The 19256-nt window shown below is 52.7% G+C and carries 15 protein-coding genes; 3 read left to right on the top strand and 12 right to left on the bottom strand.

The window, feature by feature from the left end:
• Nucleotides 1–14: 14 nt before the first annotated feature.
• From dhbA to DCX48_15975, 5 genes are read right to left on the bottom strand one after another with little or no spacing between them, the layout of a single operon-like run.
• The gene (gene dhbA / locus DCX48_15995) at nucleotides 15–800 is read right to left on the bottom strand and encodes a 2,3-dihydro-2,3-dihydroxybenzoate dehydrogenase (protein ID QXE15894.1); all 786 of its coding nucleotides are present in this window, start codon (nucleotides 798–800) and stop codon (nucleotides 15–17) included.
• 5 nt (nucleotides 801–805) lie between these two features.
• Nucleotides 806–3949, bottom strand: coding sequence for a non-ribosomal peptide synthetase (locus DCX48_15990; protein ID QXE15893.1), 3144 nt, complete (start codon nucleotides 3947–3949; stop codon nucleotides 806–808).
• A complete protein-coding gene (locus DCX48_15985) occupies nucleotides 3946–4821 on the bottom strand; it encodes an isochorismatase (protein ID QXE15892.1) in 876 nt (291 codons plus the stop codon). The genes DCX48_15990 and DCX48_15985 overlap by 4 nt, the downstream gene beginning before the upstream one ends.
• A gap of 10 nt (nucleotides 4822–4831) precedes the next feature.
• Complete coding sequence (locus tag DCX48_15980; protein QXE15891.1) at nucleotides 4832–6457, bottom strand: (2,3-dihydroxybenzoyl)adenylate synthase; 1626 nt, start codon at nucleotides 6455–6457, stop codon at nucleotides 4832–4834.
• Complete coding sequence (locus DCX48_15975) at nucleotides 6454–7650, bottom strand: isochorismate synthase (GenBank protein ID QXE15890.1); 1197 nt, start codon at nucleotides 7648–7650, stop codon at nucleotides 6454–6456. Before DCX48_15975 ends, DCX48_15980 begins: the two co-directional genes overlap by 4 nt.
• Before the next feature lie 343 nt (nucleotides 7651–7993).
• Here DCX48_15975 and DCX48_15970 point away from each other — a divergent pair, with 343 nt between their 5' ends.
• Together DCX48_15970 and DCX48_15965 are read left to right on the top strand one after the other, a co-directional pair.
• Nucleotides 7994–9244 carry an MFS transporter gene (locus DCX48_15970; protein ID QXE15889.1) on the top strand — a complete coding sequence of 417 codons (1251 nt, stop codon included), beginning with the start codon at nucleotides 7994–7996 and terminating at the stop codon, nucleotides 9242–9244.
• Between the two features lie 82 nt (nucleotides 9245–9326).
• Nucleotides 9327–11288 (top strand): TonB-dependent receptor, encoded by a 1962-nt coding sequence (locus DCX48_15965; protein QXE15888.1) that lies wholly within the window; start codon nucleotides 9327–9329, stop codon nucleotides 11286–11288.
• Between the two features lie 49 nt (nucleotides 11289–11337).
• On the opposite strand, the gene DCX48_15960 is transcribed toward DCX48_15965, so the two are convergent.
• The 7 genes from DCX48_15960 to prfC all read right to left on the bottom strand — a co-directional run bounded on the left by DCX48_15960 (nucleotide 11338) and on the right by prfC (nucleotide 18043).
• Nucleotides 11338–12054 carry a 4'-phosphopantetheinyl transferase superfamily protein gene (locus DCX48_15960; protein ID QXE15887.1) on the bottom strand — a complete coding sequence of 239 codons (717 nt, stop codon included), beginning with the start codon at nucleotides 12052–12054 and terminating at the stop codon, nucleotides 11338–11340.
• Nucleotides 12055–12203: 149 nt separating this feature from the next.
• A complete protein-coding gene (locus DCX48_15955; GenBank protein ID QXE15886.1) occupies nucleotides 12204–13481 on the bottom strand; it encodes a NupC/NupG family nucleoside CNT transporter in 1278 nt (425 codons plus the stop codon).
• 294 nt (nucleotides 13482–13775) lie between these two features.
• On the bottom strand, nucleotides 13776–14573 hold the full coding sequence (locus DCX48_15950; protein QXE15885.1) for a metal-dependent hydrolase: 798 nt from the start codon (nucleotides 14571–14573) through the stop codon (nucleotides 13776–13778).
• 119 nt (nucleotides 14574–14692) lie between these two features.
• Entirely contained in the window at nucleotides 14693–14881 is a 189-nt protein-coding gene (locus tag DCX48_15945; protein QXE17270.1) for a stress-response protein, read from the bottom strand.
• Between the two features lie 148 nt (nucleotides 14882–15029).
• Entirely contained in the window at nucleotides 15030–15191 is a 162-nt protein-coding gene (locus tag DCX48_15940; GenBank protein ID QXE15884.1) for a DUF1328 domain-containing protein, read from the bottom strand.
• 151 nt (nucleotides 15192–15342) lie between these two features.
• Nucleotides 15343–15951, bottom strand: a complete 609-nt coding sequence (osmY, locus tag DCX48_15935) for a molecular chaperone OsmY (protein QXE15883.1) — start codon at nucleotides 15949–15951, stop codon at nucleotides 15343–15345.
• A 502-nt stretch (nucleotides 15952–16453) separates the two neighbouring features.
• Nucleotides 16454–18043 carry a peptide chain release factor 3 gene (prfC, locus tag DCX48_15930; protein QXE15882.1) on the bottom strand — a complete coding sequence of 530 codons (1590 nt, stop codon included), beginning with the start codon at nucleotides 18041–18043 and terminating at the stop codon, nucleotides 16454–16456.
• A 290-nt stretch (nucleotides 18044–18333) separates the two neighbouring features.
• Here prfC and DCX48_15925 point away from each other — a divergent pair, with 290 nt between their 5' ends.
• On the top strand, nucleotides 18334–19239 hold the full coding sequence (locus DCX48_15925; GenBank protein QXE15881.1) for a hypothetical protein: 906 nt from the start codon (nucleotides 18334–18336) through the stop codon (nucleotides 19237–19239).
• Nucleotides 19240–19256: the final 17 nt, after the last annotated feature.

The following is a 19256-nucleotide window of genomic DNA, read 5'->3' as shown; positions in this document are numbered from 1 at the left end:
ACTCTCTCAGCAAATCAGGCCGTTAGCGTTGCCCCGCCATCCACCACCACGTCCTGCATGGTGATGTGGCTGGCCAGATCGGAAGCCAAAAAAACCACGGTATTGGCGATCTCTTCCGGCTGAGCAATCTTGCCCAGCGGAATCCCCAGCTTGTACTGGTCAGGAAAGCCCGCGATAGTGCGCTGTTCCGCATCGGCGCTGTGCCACATGCCGCGCTGCATCGGCGTATCCGTCGATCCTGGCGACACCAAATTACAACGCACGCCGTAAGGCGCCAGTTCCAGCCCTGCGCAGTGAGACAGGCTGGTGAGCGCCGCTTTCGAAGCACAGTACGCCGCCATCTGCATGCGAGGAATATGTGCGGCATTAGAGCCGACGCAGACAATCGCGCCACGGCGCTGCTGCTTAAAGTGCGGCACCAGCGCGTTCAACAGATAAAACGCGCCAGAGGCATTGACGTTAATACACTGCTGCCAGTCGTCCACGCTCAGCGCATCGATATCACCTAAACGCAGAATCCCGGCGGCATTGACCAGAACGTCTAGCCCCGTTTCCGCCAACTGCTGACGACACACCGCCGCCACGCTGTTCGGCTCGCTGATATCCAGCGTCACGCAGCGAAACGGGCGATCGTTATACGGGGAAGCGTTATGTTGGAATGCGCGATCGAATCCGATCACGTTCGCGCCGAGCGCGACAAACTGGCGGGCAATGCTTTCGCCAATGCCGCTCGCCGCGCCGGTTACCCAGACGGTCTGGCCGCTGAAATCAAACTGAAGAGGTTGTGCCTTGTTCATCATTTTCCCTACCACACCATTTCCACGCTGTTTTCATCCTGTGACAGCCTGTCGTCCAGATAGCGGCAGAAGTCGCTGAGCTGTGGATGATCGAACACATCAGAGACTTTGATGCTGACAGAAAACTCTGCGGCCAGACGATTTACGATCTGGATGGTTTGCAGTGACTGTCCACCCAGTTCGAAGAAGTTATCCCGCGATTGAATCCCCGACACACCGAGGATCTGCTGCCAGATGGCGCTGACCCGATTCTCGGTGTCGCTGGCTAGCGCCTGCGTCGGTGCATCATCGTGATATTCCGCCAGCAGACGCTTGCGATCGACCTTATTGGACCCGGTTTTCGGCAACTGATGGAAAGCACGATAATCGGTGGGGATCATGGCAGACGGCAGTACACTGCTCAGGCGTTGTTTCAGCGCACGCGCATCGATCTCGCCCTCTTTCGTGGCGACAAACGCCACCAGCCGCCGTACGCCGTTGGGGTAAACAATGCCCTGCACGCAGGCTTCATCGACATCCGGCTGCGCCAGCAAATGGGATTCTACTTCCCCTGGCTGAATCCGATAGCCGCTGATTTTAAATTCGTTATCCATGCGCCCGAGGTACAACAGGTGTCCTTTTTCCAGACGCACTCTGTCACCCGTGCGGTAGGCTGGCAGATGTCGATCGCCCACCGCCAACTGCGTAAACGCGGTGTGTTCCGTACCGATGTAACCCGCGGCCAGCGTTGGCCCCAGCAGCACCAGTTCACCTTCCGCCGCAGGGCGATCGCCCGCCGCCAGAACCAGTGCGTTTACCCCAGCCAACGGCAGACCGATAGGGAGCTGCGCCACATCAGCAGACTGGGTTTGCAGGTCGCAACTGGTCGCCACCACCGTGGTTTCAGTGGGGCCATATGTGTTGATTAAACGCAACGTGTCCGGCGCGTGGCGTTGCCACTGCACCAGCTGTTCGGGATACACGGCTTCACCACCGATGATGATAGCGCGCAGTGCAGAAGGCATGGTTAGCGTGCCAGTTTTCAGCCCCACCACCCATTCGTTCCAGAATGCAGTCGGCAGATCGAGCAGCGTAATCGCCTGTGCGTCTACCTGTTCGACAAAGGTGGGAATCGATTCCAGCATTTCATCGGTACGCAGCACCAGCGTCGCACCACTGGTCAGCGTGGCAAAAACCTCTTCGATGCTGGCATCAAAGTTAAACGGAGCAAATTGCAGCACGCGATCCTCTGCACGCAGGCCGTAGCGCTGACGTGCCGCCGCCGTGAAGTGATCCAGCGCGCTGGCACCGATCTCCACGCCTTTCGGCAATCCGGTCGATCCCGAAGTGAACATGACATAAGCAATCTGGCCTTCTCTCGATTCCGCAGTCGGCAGCGCCACGGCCTGCGCGCTGGATGACAAAAGATGCCCCGCCAGAACGATTTCACCGGAAAAGACGGAGGCCAGCCGATGCTGGTAATCCGCCTGCGTCACAATCGTACGCAGCCCGGCAATCTGGATGATGTGCTGCTGACGTTCACGCGGCTGTTCAGGGTCGAGCGGCACATAAACCGCGCCGCACTGCATCACGGCCAGCAAACTGATAATGGTTTCAGGGCTACGGTTCAGCATAATGCCGATGCGTTCACCGGGCTGTACGCCGCGCTCATGTAGCGCCGCAGCGGCCTGACCGCTCAGATCCAGCAGTTGCTGATAACTGTATTGTCGATCGCGCTGCGCCAATGCGATATAACTCGGGTTCTTACGCGCCTGCTTGGTAATCGCCGTCAGAACCGGCTCAACAAACGGTTCAGGTTCGCGGCTGGTGATCAGTGCCAGTTCACGTTCTTCACGCAGCCAGCGTCCTAGCAGTTCGCCGCTGGTTTGCTGCGGCTGCGCCAGCCAGCGCTGAAGCAGCGTGAACAGGGTTTCTTGCAGGCTGGCAAGCGCTTCTGCGCTGTAACAGGCTGGATTGGCATCAAAGTCCAATACCGGCGTGCCATCCGGTTTGAAATGGATCTCGATCGTCAGATCTTCTACCGGCCCGGCGCTAAGATTCAGCGTACTGGACGACAGCGATCCGTAATTGAGCGGATGATCGAACGGCATGATATTGATCAGCGGCCCGAAAAGGCGCTGTTCGCCGCCGACGCGATTCAGATCGCGACGTAAATGCTCATAGCGATAGTGCTGATGACGACGGAGCGTGCGTTTGGTGCGGGCAACCTGTTGCGCCAGCGCCACAAAATTTGCCTGTTCATCCACCTGAATACAGAGCGGCACGATATTCATCTGCATGCTCGGCACCATCAGCGAGGCGGAGCCGATACGGTTCATCACCATCATTCCGAACGTCAGTCGGTCGCTGCCGGACACCAGTTTCAGGTGCGTTGCCAGCATCGCCAAAAACAGATCCGGCCAGCTGATTTTATTGCCTTCACACAGCGCGGTCAGCGGCTGCCAGAGATCATCTGGCATGTCACAGCTTTGGCGCAAAAAACGCGCGGCTATCGGTGCTTTCTTCTCATTGAAACTGGCGGGTTCCGGCATCGAGTTCAACGTCTCTAGCCAGAAATCACGCGCCTGCGCCGTCTGCCCGCTAGCATCGCGCTGCCGTTCCTCTTCCAACACCTCACTGAACGGACCAAACTCGGCCACTGGAGCGGACTGCCCCGTCGTCAGCGCGGTGTAGATCTGGGCGATGCGTTGAAACAGCATCGTGGTGCCAAAGCCGTCCAACGCAATGTGGTGAACACAACTGTAGAGAAAATCGCGTTTTTCACCGCACAGCAGCGCAAAGCGGCAGGGTAATCCGTTCAGTAAATCCAGCGGCAGAGAGATTTCGTCACGCGCCCACTGACGTATCGTCTGCTCTTCGTCCATCATCGATGCGGGCAACAGTTCTACAATCGGCAGCACGCCAATCGGAACGGGCAGTTGCGAAGCTACAAAACCGATCTCTGGTTGCTCTGCATGTTCACCCGCAACCTCAACAAACTGGCAGTACAGGCACTCGCATTCCATCACAGCCTGACGGATCGCACTCAGCATGGCGTCAATATCGACTTTGCCATCAAATGCGATGCACTCCGCCGTGTTGAACGTCGCTTTATCATCGTTCAGGGCATGGCCTAACCACAGCCCGCGCTGCGCAACGCTCAACGGCTTCATAATGCGGCTCCCTGCTGTTTTTCGATCAGCGCCCACCATGCATTCAGGCTAGGGTTACGCGCCAGATCGACAAAGCTCAGGGTGACGCCCTGATTGCGCCATTCGGTCAGCAGCGCCATCATGCGCACCGAGTCCAGACCATAGTCGATCAGGTTTTCATCTTCATCAAACTGATCTTCTTCTTCATCAATCAAGCTCAGCAGATGCGCTCTCAGTCCTTGTTTCGTCAATGCCTGTGCCATTTTTGCTCCCGTAAGTTCTGCCGTGCTAACCACCCGTCCGGCGCGCGTCGCAACATATTTCAGCGCCATCAGGTGTTCCTGAAGTGAGAAATCCGCAATCGCATCGCCCACCATGAAGGGCTTGATATCGCGCATGAAGGCATCCGTCGCGGTAATCATGCAGCCGATATGTCCGTAAACGCCGCAGATAATCAGCTGATCTTTACCCATCTCTTTCATCATCGGTTCCAGCGGGGAACGATGGAATGCGCTGTAGCGCCACTTCACCAGCACCGTGTCATGCTCATCCGGAGCAAGGGCACTCACAACACGCTGTTTCTCTGGATGATTGTTCAGCCCTGCGCCCCACATATCGTTCAGCAGCGCACGGTCAGCGGCGCTCTGCGTGTTAGGCTGCGCGGTATACACCACCGGGATCCCCTGCGCTTTACAGTAGGTTCGCAGCGCCGAAATGTTCTCAATCAGCTGTTGTGCCAGCGGGCTATCCGCACCATAGAAATTCACGAAATAGTCCTGCATGTCGTGAATCAGCAGCACCGCACGTTCAGGTTCAAACGCCCAGGAAACGTTGTTTTCAGGGAAATCCTGTGCGCGCGGCAGGGGATAAGAAGCAATAGAAGGGATTGCCATCACAAAATCCTTATTTATTTTGAATGCTAAGTTGGGTCTGGATGCGCTGACGGAGTGATTTCTTATCAATCTTACCGACTGGTGTGACGGGCAAGGTGTCGATCATCTCGAAGCGGTCCGGCAGTTTGAATTCGGCAATACCCTGATTGCGAAGATATTTTCTTAACGTGATGGCTTTCAGCGAAGAATCGCTGACCACCAGAAAAGCGCAGCTTTTTTCGCCCATGACCGGATCGGGCATGGACACCAGCGCGGCATGGAGAATGCCGTCATGTTTAAGCAGCAGATTTTCGATCTCTTCGGCAGCGATCTTTTCACCACCGCGGTTAATCTGATCTTTTTCCCGCCCGACCACACGCAAGTAGCCCTCTTCGGTCATCTGCACCACATCGCCCGAGTGGTAGAAACCGTCACTGTCGAAAGCGCGGGTATTGTGCTCCGGGCTGCGGTAATAACCACGGAAGGTATACGGGCCACGCGTCGCCAATAGCCCCGCCTCGCCTCTCGGCAGCGGATTACCGTCCCTGTCCAACACCTTCACTTCATCGTCTGGGCTCATCGGGTAGCCCTGCGTGGTAAAAATGTGCTCGTCGCTGTCGTCAAGTCGGGTATAGTTCACCAGCCCTTCCGCCATCCCCAACACCTGTTGCAACTGACAGCCCAGCACCGCCGGAATACGACGTGCGACGGTTTCACTCAGCTTCGCCCCACCCACCTGTAAGATCTTCAGGCTACGCAGCGCTTCACCAAACTGTTCTGCCGCTTGGATCCACAGCGCGGCAGCAGGCGGCACAAGTGATGTAATATCGATCTGATGACGTTCGATCAGCGGGAAACAGGTCATCGCTCCCGGATCGGACGCCAACACGACCCGTCCACCGGCGTAAAATACGCCCAGTGAACCGGGTGAACTTAACGGGAAGTTATGCGGTGCGGGCAACGCACACAGGTAGCGGGTTTGTGGCGTCAGCACGCAGATTTCCACGCTGCGGCGCACGCTGTAGTAGTAATCATCATGGGTGCGGGGAATCAGCTTCGGCGTGCCGGTACTGCCGCCAGAAAGCTGAAAGAAGGCGACCTGCCCCGACGCGGAAGGCTGGTACTTACTGGCCGAAGCGTGCGGTTGCAGCCAGTCCGTCAGACTGTGCCCCAGCGGACTGTCTCCAAGCATCACCACTGTTTTCAGGCTAGGGACCTGCGTTTGTAGCCGATCCAAAAACTCACCATTGCCAAACAGCGGATGTTCGGCCGATGCGATCAGCAAGCGCGGTTCGATCTGCGTGGCGTAAGACAGCAGCTCCAGCTTGTTATGGCTGAACAGCGCGTTAACCGGCGCGACGCCCATTTTCAGCAACGCAAAAAAGGTCAGGTAAAATTCGGCCACGTTCGGCAACTGCACCAGCGCGGTGTCACCACAGCGCAGGCCGTTTTGCGTCAAGCGCGATGCCAGCGCGGAAGACTGTCGATCCAGCTCCCGATAACTCCACTGACGTTCGCCGCACACGACCGCAACCGCATCGGGCTGTGTCGCCAGATGACGTTCCCAGGCATCCGTTAGCGGCAGGCCGACCCAGTATCCCTTGTCGCGATAACGCTGTGCCAGTTCCTCTGGCCAGGGCGTAAATTCAATGCTCATAGTCCATCCACACCAGAGTTAAGCCCAAACGCATTCAGCATCGTGTTTAATTTAGCGGCGGTTTCAGCCCATTCATCCTCGGGGACGGATGCCTCAACAATACCCGCCCCAGCAAACAGGCGGACTTTATTGTGTTTTATGGTGCCGCAGCGAATGACTATCACCCATTCGCCATCACCGTTAGCATCACACCAGCCGACGATCCCGCTGAATACGCCACGATCGTGCGGTTCCAGTTCGGCGATCAACTGACGAGCTTCCTGCGTGGGGAAACCGCATAGTGCGGGGGTCGGATGTAGCTGACAGGCGACCTGAAGTGCTGTCATATCCGGGTTCGCCAGTTCACCGCGGATCGCAGTGGACAAGTGCCACATCGAGGCAGTACTCATCAGCGAGGGAGCCGATGGAATGGTTAACGACGCGCACAGCGGCATCAGGCGTTGACGAATGTCGTCCACCACCAGCTTATGCTCGTGCTTGTCTTTGCCTGAATTCAGCAAACGCTGGCTGTTCAGATAGTCCAGATGTTCATCGTTCATCCGTCGTGCCGATCCCGCCAGTGGATTAGACACAATCACGTTTCCCTGCTTACGCAGCAGCAGTTCAGGGCTGGCACCCAGCAATACAGAGCCATCCGGCAATGGCAGTGAGAAGTGATATCCACCGGCGTTTTGCACCATCAGATTGTTGAGGATCGTTTGCGCCTTAACAGGGCTCGCCAGTTCAATGTCCAGAATGCGTGACAGCACTGCTTTGCTCAGTTCACCACGACGGAAGCGCTCAACGGCCTCTGCCACAATGGACTTGAACTGACATTCGTCTGGGACACTGTTTAGCGTTAACGCTTTTGGTGCCGCAGTCGTGTGCTTACGAGCACGGCTGACGAGTTCAGACTTCGTCGTAACGGTATAACTATCAGGGATGTAGAGACAAGATGGTTGCGTGGTATCAAAAGGAATCGCTCCCACAACAATAGGCAGCGATTGCCCTGCCTGACGTGCCCGTTGGAATGCCTGCGCGATGGCAAGGCTAAGCTCGTCATTGTGCGAGCCTGGAGCACAAACAGGGGACGAAATACGTTCAAATAAGCCGGAAGTAGAAAGGCTTCGGTGTTCCGATGCATATAAAAAAGCGGTCTGTTCCGAATAGGTTAGTCCGCTAAATGTTTCAGTTTCTGAAATCAGTGTATCCACAAGACAGCTCCTGCGCTCGCAAATTAAATACCAATGATTATTAAAATCATTATCATTCATATTAAGCGCAGTTAAATTACACTGAAGTAACGTGTTCGGTCAATCCTTCCACAAAATGGTTATTCACGCCCATTAATTGGGGGTTATATTGATGTTAATCAATTTTATTGTTCATCTTTCATAACGGTTAATGGTTAGCAATAAGAATGTATTGATTATAAAACCCACATCACAGTTGATAATGAAAATAGTTATCATTCATTGTCAATGAAATTAAGCTGCGCTAGACTGCGCAAATATTTTACTAACTGTGTCTAAATGTGAGCCTGTCATGGATGAAAGCATGTACCGCCCGCACACCCGATCCGTTGTGCATCTGGCGTTGCTCATCAACATGCTTTCCCTCGGTAGCCTGATGATGGTGATGCCGTTAGGACCCGATTTCGTCAGCGCCCTGTCCATGGATGCCAAGAACATCGGCTACATCAGCGGCGGCGCAACGTTTGCTTCTGCCATCGTCGGCTTCCTCGCCGCACCTTATCTGGACAGATTTAACCGTAAACATGCCCTGATCGTTCTGCTGACGCTGCGCTTCGGCCTGACGGCAGCCTGTATGTTCTCCACCAGCCAAACCGATCTTTTGCTGCTGTTCATTCTAGCGGGCTGTGTTGCCGGGCCGGCATCCGGTGTGTTGATGGCGGCGGTTGTCGATATTGTGCCGGCCAACGAACGCGGAAAGCAGCTGGCCTATGTCGGCATGAGCTTTTCACTCGCAGCTATTGTCATCATGCCGCTGTCGCTGGAACTGGCTCACCGTATTAACTGGCAAGCGCCGTTTTATACGTTCGGCCTCGGCGGCCTGCTGTTGGTTTTATTAGTGCTGTGGCGGTTCCCTTCCATGCCGCCGACGCACCGGGCTCAGCAAAAGCTTGATCCTAGTAAAGCACCGACTTCTGTATTACAGGACCTGCTGGCCTCTCCCCTTTTCGTGTTGGGACTGACGGTGATGTCGCTACAAATGTTCGGGCATTTCCTGCTGATTCCCCATTTTTCCAACTATTTTCAGTTCAATCTCGCTTTCCCTCGGGATGACATTTCCCTGCTCTACCTCTGCGGCGGGCTGGCAAGCATGGTGACCATGCAACTGTGCGGTAACCTGTTGGATCGCGGGTATGCCAGCCAGACGGTCGTGGTAACGACGCTGCTGCTGGCCGTTGTCATTCTCTGCGGTTTCGTTTTGCCCTTTTCGCTTTCCCTGTATCTGGTGTTCACCCTATTCATGGCGCTCAGCGCGGCCCGTTCCAGCAGCACGCTGGCGATTACCGCGGGTATTCCGCTGCCGCATCAGCGCGCTGCGTTCATGTCCTATCAGGGAACTGCGGCCAACGTGGCATCGGGGCTTGCCAGCGTCGCCTCTGCCGCTTATCTGAGCACCTCCGCAGAGGGAAAAATTGACGGATTCTCACAGCTCGCCATCGCCAGCACCGTATTTGCGCTGGCAGCCATGCTGCTGACCCTACGCTTGATTCCGCAGTTGGCTGAACGTGGCCGGAAAATGGCAGCACGCCAATCGGCACAGGTGACTGAGCAATAAACTGATCGATTCATGCAACGAATGGGTCGGCAGCACGTTACTTACGGGGATATTTTTTCCACTCTTTGATGGGGTCTTTGACATGCAGCTAAAACCGGAAAGTCGCTTTTCACATCATCATTTTCCACACAGCAAGGTGTATCGCGCCCTGCTGGTGACGGGGTTACTGACACTGCCTGCGCTGGCACAGGCAGAAAACGCGGCAGATGAAAAAATCGTCGTGACAGCAACACAGACGAAACACACCACGCTAAGCGCCCCCGCCAGCGTCTCTGTCATCACCCACGCCGAACTGGAAAAGATGTCGGTGAATAACGTTTCCGATGCGGTGAAAAAGCTGCCAGGCATTAACATCAACCCGTCTACCAGCTATGGTCGTAACGAAATCAAGATCCGTGGTATGAAAGCGGACTATACCTTACTGCTGATCAACGGCCGTCGGGTCAATTCCCGCGATGCGCTTGCTGGCAACATGGGGAATGATTTCGATCTGAGTGCGATTCCCATCTCAGCGATCGAACGTGTCGAAGTGATCCGTGGGCCTATGTCCTCCCTGTACGGTGCCGATGCTCTGGGCGGTGTCATTAACGTCATCCTGAACCAACCGAGTAACGAACTCAAAGGCGAAATTGGCTATAACTTTGAAGCGCCAACAGAAGGATCTGGCGGCGACCATAACCGCCTGAACGGTTATATCAGCGGGCCACTCATAGAAAACACGCTGCTGGGGAGCTTGCTGGCCGATGGCGGAAAACGTGACGCATGGAAAACTGAACAATCGGTAAATCAGAATACCGATGCACTGGAAAAACGCGATAATTACAGTGTGATGGGAAATTTAACGTGGTTGATTGATGCCCAACAGAGCCTGGATTTCGACGCCACATATACCAAAGACGACCGTGACGTACGATGGAATAACTATGGCACGGCAGTACGCAACATTCAAAAAATGGAGCGACTGGGGCTGGGATTAACGCACAACGGCAGTTGGGATAACGTCGATACGCGTCTGCGCTATTTCTATGAAAATGTGGAATTGATGGATAATTCCCAACTCAATAATGGCAAAGCGGACATTACGCAGGACAACCATACTGTTGACGGACAGGCCTCCGGCTATCTGGGCGATCATCTACTGACCGGTGGCGGAGAATATCGCCTAACCTCATTGAAACACAGCATGAACTTGCCCAACAGCACCATTGACGTGAGTCAGGGAGCGCTCTTTCTGCAAGACGAATTCAAGCTATCTGACCTGGCATTAACCTTCGGCGGACGTGTCGATAAGCATGAGACTTATGGTACAGAATTCAGCCCGCGCGCTTATGCCACCTATAGCCTCACCGACAACTGGGTGGTAAAAGGCGGCGTCAGTAAAGCGTTTAAAGCCCCCTCAATTGCGCAGTCATCTGAATCGTATGCCATCGCCGCCTGCCGTGGCCGTTGCCAGACGGTAGGTAATCCGGATTTGAAGCCAGAAACGTCAATCAGCTATGAAATCGGCACCGCTTATGAAGCTGAACGCTTTGGCGCAGGCGTTACGCTATTTAATAACGATATTAAAGACATGATTCAGGTTCAGACCTGGGACAGAGTTGCGACGCGCCTCACCTACGAAAATGTGAATAAAGCGCGAATTCAGGGGATTGAAACCTCATTCTGGGTCGATGTGACAGATGACCTGAACTGGACCACTAACTGGACTATTGTCGATGCCGAAGACCGCACGACAAAAATGCGACTGAAACAAACACCGAAAAATACGGTTAACACCCAGTTGAACTGGCAGACGTTAGATAACCTATCGACTTATATTGCTTACCAATACACCGGTAACCAGTATCTGTTTGATAAAGAAGTCAGTAAGACTCGTGGCTTTAACACCGTGGATATCGGTGCCACCTATACGCCGGTTAAAAATGTGGACCTTAAGCTGGGCCTCACTAACCTGACCAACGAAAAACGGGATTACGTCGCGACCAACAACGACTACTTCCTGTCTGGACGTACGGTGTACGGCGGCGTTAGCTACAAGTTCTGATTCCTATAAGTTCTAATGAACGGCTCTGAGCCCGCTAACGCGGGCTTTTTTAGCAGCAGATGAAGGTGGTGACGTCGTACTCTCTCAGCAGGTACGCGCCTTTAAAACGGCGTCCGGCGTAAAACGTCGGTGTCAGATCGGTCAGCAGTTCCAGCTCAAACTCGCGCTTGATGATATCCAGCGCCACCAGTCTGGCATCCAGAAAATCAAAGTAGTGCCGGACCTGCGGGTAAAGCGCTTTGAACAAGCTCTCTTTCGCCGAGAAGCTTACTGTTAGCAAACAGCAGAACGACTCATCTCGCCCCTGAAACCATTGGTACTCTTCGTCACCGATGATACCAGGCCACAGCGATTGCGCACGCTCGTCGGACATAAACCCTTCGATATCGACCCCCACGCACGACAGCTCATCGCTACGCAGATGTGCGGCGCAGAGTACGCTGTCTTTGTTATGGCTCAGCGAACCGGCAATATTTACCGGCCACTGGGGAGAGCGATCTTCCCCGCTATGCAGAATAAAATCGGGATGATCCAACTTGTTCAATACGCGCTTGGCCAAGCAACGCCCAGCCAGAAATTCAGCGCGTCGTTTCGGTACGGCGCGCTCTAGCGCGTCGGAAAAGGGAATATTCGCCTCGGCAAAAAGCGCGTCGTCATAGGCAGACAAATGGAAATGGCAGCGAGCAGTAATACCTGGGTAGGCGGCACCGTCCGTTGCCCGTGGAAAAGTAATCCATTCAACATCATCAATAAAAGCAGAAAGCATGTCACTCCACTCAGGCAAGCATATCGCACCAGCACTCGGTAAACACCGCGTAGACCACGTTTAAACCCTGAACAATGCAGGGATTTAAACGAACAATGGGCGACTTTCGCCGCCCATCATCTCGCTACTGCAAGAATGCCTGGTTACATCTACAGGGCCAAAAAGAATCCTGCGATGCAGGCGCTCATCAGGTTAGAAAGCGTACCTGCCGCAACCGCTTTCAAACCAAAGCGGGCAATATCTTGACGCCGAGTTGGCGCCATACTGCCCAAACCTCCAATAAGAATAGCAATAGACGAAAGGTTAGCAAAGCCGCACAGCGCGAACGAAATCACAGCTTTGGTATGATCAGACAGAACCTGCAAACCAGCGGCCCGCACCACGTCATCTGCTTTCAGATATTCACTGAAATTCATGTACGCGACGAACTCGTTGACGATCAGTTTTTGCCCAATGAACGAACCCGCAACAGTCGCTTCACTCCAGGGAATACCGATCAGGAACGCAACGGGTGCAAAGCACCAACCCAGAATCATTTCCAGCGACAGTTGCGGATAGTCAAACCAGCCGCCAATGCCGCCCAGAATGCCGTTCAACACAGCGATCAAGGCGATAAATGCCAGCAGCATCGCACCCACATTCAGGGCCAGTTGCATACCAGAAGCTGCACCGCTTGCCGCCGCATCGATAACGTTAGCCGGACGCTCGTCTTCATCAACAAACCCAACCATTTCATCATGGTCGTGCGTTTTTTCTGTTTCTGGCACCATCAGTTTGGCAAACAGTAACCCGCCCGGTGCAGCCATGAAGGAGGCAGCGATCAGGTATTCCAACGGCACGCCCATCTGGGCATAGCCCGCCATCACGGCACCGGCAATCGATGCCAGACCGCCACACATCACCGCAAACAGCTCTGATTGCGTCATGTTGGCAATATACGGACGAACCACCAGCGGTGCTTCAGTTTGGCCGACAAAGATATTGGCCGTCGCAGAGAGCGATTCAGTACGGGACGTTCCCAACAGTTTTTGCAATCCACCACCAAGTACCTTGATGACCAATTGCATAACGCCTATGTAATACAGTACAGCGATAAGGGAAGAGAAAAAGACGATAATCGGCAATACGCGGAGCGCGAAAACAAACCCGCCACCGCCAAATACCTCAAACATTTTGTCGGAGACCAAACCGCCAAACATGAACGAAACGCCTTGATTTCCGTAGGAGATAACGTTTGCTACACCACCCGTCAAACCCTCCAGAATCTTGCGCCCTACTGGTACATACAGCACCAGCGCGCCGATACCGATCTGAAGAATGAAAGCACCGGCTACGGTGCGCAATCTGATAGCTTTACGGTTATTGGACAACATAACCGCGCACAGTATCAAAACAATCATGCCGATGAGACTCATAACGAGTTGCATGTGCAGTTCCCTATAACGCGTGAAAAAAGTGAGTGCATAATAAAAAATCATTTCGCCAGAACGGTAAGCACAAGCTGGCGAGCTGATTATAAAGAGTGGCCCGTGAAGGTCGCTAATTTATGTCACAAATACATACAACATCGAACAGTCCAAAACACCAAAAAGTGATCTTCGTCACAATTACATGGTTGGTATATGAAATCGAAATGGCTGTTCTGTCTGTTGTGGCACAGAAATAAGAGAAAAGCAGAAGCAGAGCGATTGGGGAATGATAGTGGCGTACGGGTAGCGGCGTTACTCTGGAGTCCGTCGCCCAAATAGCCTGAGCGAATTCTGCAAGAGCGCCTCTGCAATCTCTTCAGGCGGCTCCGTTCGCAGCGCACACAGCGTTTCAAACGCACACGAAATACGTTCAGGCCGGTTTGGCTGGCCCTGATAGCCACTCATCGGCATATCGGGCGCGTCAGTTTCCAGCAGCAGCCGATCTAACGGCAGCAGCGCGATCGCCTGACGCGTTTTATTCGCTCTGTCATAAGTAATTGTCCCTCCTACGCCGATGTAATAACCCAGCCGGATAAAGGCTTGCGCCTGTGCCAGACTGCCCGCAAATCCGTGAACCACACCTGTACACGGCACCTCAATACGTCGAAGTAATTGCGCCAGCCTGTCGTGGCTGCGTCGCGAGTGCAGGATCACTGGGAGATCGTATTTTTTCGCCAGCCGAAGCTGAGCCTCAAGAAAGGTAAGCTGTCGCTCGAACTGCGGCTCCGGCATATAGAGATCCAATCCAATCTCACCAACCGCCACCAGTCCTGCAGGCAATTGGCGCAGTTCCTCTTCCAGACGAAGCAGATCGTTCTCTTGATGTTCGGCGATATAAAGCGGGTGAAGGCCAAGTGCGGCGTAAAGCGGAGAGTAGGTGCGAGAGAGCATCAATACGCGTTCAAAATGCTGGGAAGCTACGGCAGGAATAATGATGCGTTCAACCCCAGAGTCTTGCGCCAGACGCAAGCTTTCCAGTGCATCATCATAGAATAGGGGAAAGTCGAAATGACAGTGGGTATCGATAAAACGGTATCGTTCAGAAGGCACGTCGCTTTTCTCCGCTAAGATTAAGCCCGTCAAGATGAGGCGACCCAATCTACTCTACGCGCAAGTAATATCCTGCCAAAGTATCATGGCAGAATCGGACTTGTCGTTGCGGTGAGGCCTCAGTGTAACGTGGTTTTCTCTGAGGATACCTCTTCGTGTGCTTTTCCGTAACCCTCTTGCAGGACGCCAGACAGGTAATCATTACTTCCTTCCAACCAGGCACAGTCACTGTCAAACCAATCGGCCCACAGCGCCAGAAAGTTCCCTTTCCACTGTTTCCATTTGCCAACAACGATATCGCTATTCATCATAAACCTCCTGATAAACTGTCGAAATGCAGCAAATACGCGAGTAGTGTCGGTAAAAGAGTAGTGTGCCGGTAAAATGTGACAGCCGCATGGCGCGGCTGTGTGCTCTGTATGACATTATTTAGAGGATATAATGCGCTGTGCTGTGCTACGGCCGTTTCCGACCCGTGAACAAGCTAACCAGAAACAGAATAATACCGACTACAAAGACGATTTTCGCCGCGCCAGCTGCTGTACCAGCCAATCCGCCGAAACCGAGTGCCGCCGCGATCAGTGCGATAACTAAAAATATAATGCCCCAACGAAACATACGCTCTCCTTACCAGACAAAATGAAAAATCGTGGTGGTCATCCTGACGCGCTTCGTGCGTCCTGACTGCGTATCCACAGGTGGTGTTTTATTATGCGGATTAGGTCGGGTTATCCGCTATTACGGATAACCCAGTGCGAAATCGCGACGGTTATTTAACTGTCAGGTCGTTCTTGACGCTTTTCACGCCATCAATAGCCTTCACAATACTTTCAGCACGGTCGGACTGCGCTTTGTTGTCCACTTCGCCGCTCAGTAGCACAACGCCTTCCTGAGTTTCGACTTTCACCTTACGGGACGGAACAATGTCATCCGCCAGCAGTTTGGCCTTAATCGTACTGGTAATCACGGCATCATCGGCATACGCGCCAACCGATTGTGATTGATTATCTTTAACCTGTAATTTATCGCTTACGGATTGGACACCCTCAACCTGCGTGGCAATTTCCACTGCGCGAGAGCTGAGTGCCTGACTGCCGACAAAGCCGCTCAGTGTAACGACACCTTTTGATGTTTCGACTGAAATGTCGCTGCTGGTAATTGATTTGTCTTCCAGCAACGCGCTTTTCACTTTTGCCGTGACAGCGCTGTCACTCATGTAGCCAGACGCTTTATTGGCGGAGTTATCGATTTTTGCACCAGTTGTGTCCGCGATACGTTCTACTTTCTGCCCCAACGTTTCTTCAGCCATGGCACCGCCAGCCAGAATAGAACCCAGAGCAACTACGATCAGCGATTGTGTCAATGTGGTCTTTTTCATCGATGTCTTCCTTCTTATGCTTTTCTCTAAGCCCGACACAGTCTGTGTGAGCCACGTTAACGCCTGTGCAGTCATTAGCAAATCAAAGTGATAATGACGTTACCAACACTCCGATGATTCCTTCTTCTTGCATAAAAAATTAGAGTATTGAATTGCAAAGGCGAAACAAATCAAAACAATGAACCAACTTAAATTACGTTAACAGTTGAACGAGCTAAATCAGTTAACACGCCGTTAACTATAGCCCACAGAATGGAAAATCACAGGGTAACGAAGGAACATGTACAGCAATTCAGATTTGTCTGTTGCATCGAGGTGAGAAAAAACGTAGGGAAAAATTAAAAATTAAGACATTGATTTTTAAATCATTTAAAAATAAAAACACCCGGCATTTTTGGCCTAAAACCAAATATAACCGGGTGATGATTATTTTAACAACATGGTCACTATTTAAACGGCACAGTCACCATTTTTTCGTGAAACTGTAGCGCTATCTACCAAATCAATGTTCGCGCGTTTGGTGGAATGTGACTTCAGGGTAACGTTCCCGCGTCAGATTCAAGTTCACCATCGTCGGTGCCACATAAGCTAGATTATTCCCGCCATCCAGCGCTAAATGCAGTTCGTTCTTACGCGTAAACTCTTCGAGTTTCTTCGCATCGCTGCACTCCACCCAACGCGCGGTAGAAACGTTAACCGACTCATAAATCGCTTCAACGTTGTATTCCGTTTTCAGACGGGCAACTACCACCTCGAACTGCAGCACACCGACTGCACCGACGATAAGGTCGTTGTTGGTCAATGGACGGAATACCTGCACGGCACCTTCTTCGGAAAGCTGTACCAGCCCTTTCAGCAGTTGTTTCTGCTTGAGCGGATCGCGCAGGCGGATGCGGCGGAACAGTTCTGGCGCAAAGTTAGGGATACCGGTGAATTTCATATCTTCACCCTGCGTAAACGTATCGCCAATCTGGATAGTGCCGTGGTTGTGTAACCCGATAATATCGCCAGGGTAGGCTTCTTCAATGTGGGAACGATCACCTGCCATAAAGGTCAGTGCGTCTGAAATCACCACGTCTTTGCCCGTACGAACCTGACGCAGTTTCATGCTTTTTTCATATTTCCCAGACACGACACGCATAAATGCCACGCGGTCACGGTGTTTCGGATCCATATTGGCCTGAATCTTGAACACAAAACCGGTGAACTTCTCTTCCGCTGCGGTAACTTCGCGGGTATCCGTTTTACGCGACATCGGCGTAGGTGCCCAAGCGATCAACCCGTCCAGCATGTGATCGACGCCAAAGTTACCCAACGCGGTACCAAAGAAGACTGGCGTCAGTTCACCAGCAAGAAATGCTTCCAGCTCAAATTCGTGCGATGCCCCTTGCACCAGTTCCAACTCTTCACGCAGTTGTGCTGCCAGATCCTCGCCCACAGCGATATCCAGATCCGGGTTATCCAGCCCTTTAACGATACGCACTTCCTGAATCGTATGGCCTTTACCCGTCTGATACAGATAGGTTTCGTCTTTATAAAGGTGGTACACGCCTTTGAACAGTTTGCCGCAGCCAATCGGCCAAGTGATCGGCGCACAGGCAATTTTAAGCTCGCTCTCAACTTCATCCAGCACTTCCATCGGATCGCGGATGTCACGGTCAAGTTTGTTCATAAACGTCAGAATCGGCGTGTCGCGCAGACGAGTGACTTCCATCAGCTTACGCGTACGATCTTCGACCCCTTTTGCGGTGTCGATCACCATCAGGCAGCAGTCCACCGCCGTCAGCGTACGATAGGTATCTTCGGAGAAGTCTTCGTGCCCCGGGGTATCCAACAGGTTAACCAGACATTCACGATAGGGAAACTGCATCACGGACGTAGTAATGGAGATACCACGCTGCTTTTCCATCTCCATCCAGTCGGATTTCGCATGCTGATTCGAACCACGCCCTTTTACCGTACCGGCAGTCTGAATCGCCTGTCCGAACAACAGGACCTTTTCGGTAATCGTGGTTTTACCGGCATCGGGGTGAGAAATGATAGCGAACGTTCTTCTTTTAGAGACTTCGCGGGCGTATTCACTTGGAGACATGATTTTCAGGTTTCTTTTGTTAGCCACCCGGCGTCAGCATCAAGTCAACAACACACCGATGTCAGATCGTCAGGCAAAGCGGAAATAAACTGTAGCCGAGCATTTTCCCTGATTTAACGTGCAGACACAATCGGTGATGGCATAAACAGCGCGGAGACATCACTGCTGCGGTCACCGTTCTGATACCGCTATAATAATTACGGCGTAAATCATTTATAAAGTTATCATTTATCTTTGCCGATAATCTCTGGGTCAACTTTTAACCATTTGATCGCACTTAAGGAGAGAGTATGAGCTTGTCTGTAAGTAATACGGGTCATAGCAATTCTCAGGCCCAGAGCACCGCGATACCATCTGCTACAACGCAATTAACAACAACAGAACCCACCACAACCGACAGCGTGCAGATCGTCGCTCCTATTACCGGAAAAACCGTCACCTTCCCCAACAATATAAAAATTTCTGCGGAAGCGGTGGCTCGTTTGAAAGAAAATAGAGCAAACACCCCACCCGCCACGTTAAGCCAAGAAGAGCAAGATGTAATGCAGGGAGAGATGCTTAAAACGCGTAACCTCATGATACAAAGAGAGACTCACTCGACGCTCAATCTGCCTATTGATTACATCAGCAAGAACGAAATGGCCCTTGAGCTGTGGTCAAATAACCTCAAAGCTGACAGCAGCATCAGTAAAGACGAGTTTGTCGATCTGGTTCATCAAGCACTGTCTAAACCATCCGATGTGACAACGTGGAGCTATACCACCGATAGCATCGAAATCACGCTAAAAGCCGCAAAGTTGGAAGAATTGAAAAACCGCTATGTGGATAGCGGCGCTCATCAGAACGCTGATAAGGATATTCAGGACTTCATCACGTACCAGTCTGACGCGCTGAGTAATCTGGAAAAAAACATTCTGCAAGATGAGTATCAGCGCAGCGTCGACGCGGGAGACACCGATAAGACAAATTCTACTTTTCTGGAATTGCAAAGAAACGCGGAAGGCACATCAGCCACGCAGGTTCAACGCCAGCAAATTTTTTCTCTGGCGGCCTCAACGCGTGCGGATTCTTTATTTGACAGCTTTCGCAGCTATATCTCGGCAACCACGGCTGACCGCTATACCAAGAGCGATCATCTCTCGGTAGTCAGCAAATTTCAGACACACTGGCTTCAGTTCCAGCAGCAGTTGAAATAGCCGCGTCGTCCTCCGTA

The organism is Pectobacterium atrosepticum, from assembly GCA_019056595.1.
In the GTDB taxonomy this organism is placed as follows: domain Bacteria; phylum Pseudomonadota; class Gammaproteobacteria; order Enterobacterales; family Enterobacteriaceae; genus Pectobacterium; species Pectobacterium atrosepticum.
This window is presented reverse-complemented; position numbering and strand designations above follow the sequence as displayed.

Bases quoted from the DNA above. Each gene is read 5' to 3' on its own strand.
- dhbA (QXE15894.1), bottom strand. From the start codon at position 800: ATGATGAACAAGGCACAACCTCTTCAGTTTGATTTCAGCGGCCAGACC.
- DCX48_15990 (QXE15893.1), bottom strand. From the start codon at position 3,949: ATGAAGCCGTTGAGCGTTGCGCAGCGCGGGCTGTGGTTAGGCCATGCC.
- DCX48_15985 (QXE15892.1), bottom strand. From the start codon at position 4,821: ATGGCAATCCCTTCTATTGCTTCTTATCCCCTGCCGCGCGCACAGGAT.
- DCX48_15980 (QXE15891.1), bottom strand. From the start codon at position 6,457: ATGAGCATTGAATTTACGCCCTGGCCAGAGGAACTGGCACAGCGTTAT.
- DCX48_15970 (QXE15889.1), top strand. From the start codon at position 7,994: ATGTACCGCCCGCACACCCGATCCGTTGTGCATCTGGCGTTGCTCATC.
- DCX48_15965 (QXE15888.1), top strand. From the start codon at position 9,327: ATGCAGCTAAAACCGGAAAGTCGCTTTTCACATCATCATTTTCCACAC.
- DCX48_15960 (QXE15887.1), bottom strand. From the start codon at position 12,054: ATGCTTTCTGCTTTTATTGATGATGTTGAATGGATTACTTTTCCACGG.
- DCX48_15955 (QXE15886.1), bottom strand. From the start codon at position 13,481: ATGCAACTCGTTATGAGTCTCATCGGCATGATTGTTTTGATACTGTGC.
- DCX48_15945 (QXE17270.1), bottom strand. From the start codon at position 14,881: ATGAATAGCGATATCGTTGTTGGCAAATGGAAACAGTGGAAAGGGAAC.
- DCX48_15940 (QXE15884.1), bottom strand. From the start codon at position 15,191: ATGTTTCGTTGGGGCATTATATTTTTAGTTATCGCACTGATCGCGGCG.
- osmY (QXE15883.1), bottom strand. From the start codon at position 15,951: ATGAAAAAGACCACATTGACACAATCGCTGATCGTAGTTGCTCTGGGT.
- prfC (QXE15882.1), bottom strand. From the start codon at position 18,043: ATGTCTCCAAGTGAATACGCCCGCGAAGTCTCTAAAAGAAGAACGTTC.
- DCX48_15925 (QXE15881.1), top strand. From the start codon at position 18,334: ATGAGCTTGTCTGTAAGTAATACGGGTCATAGCAATTCTCAGGCCCAG.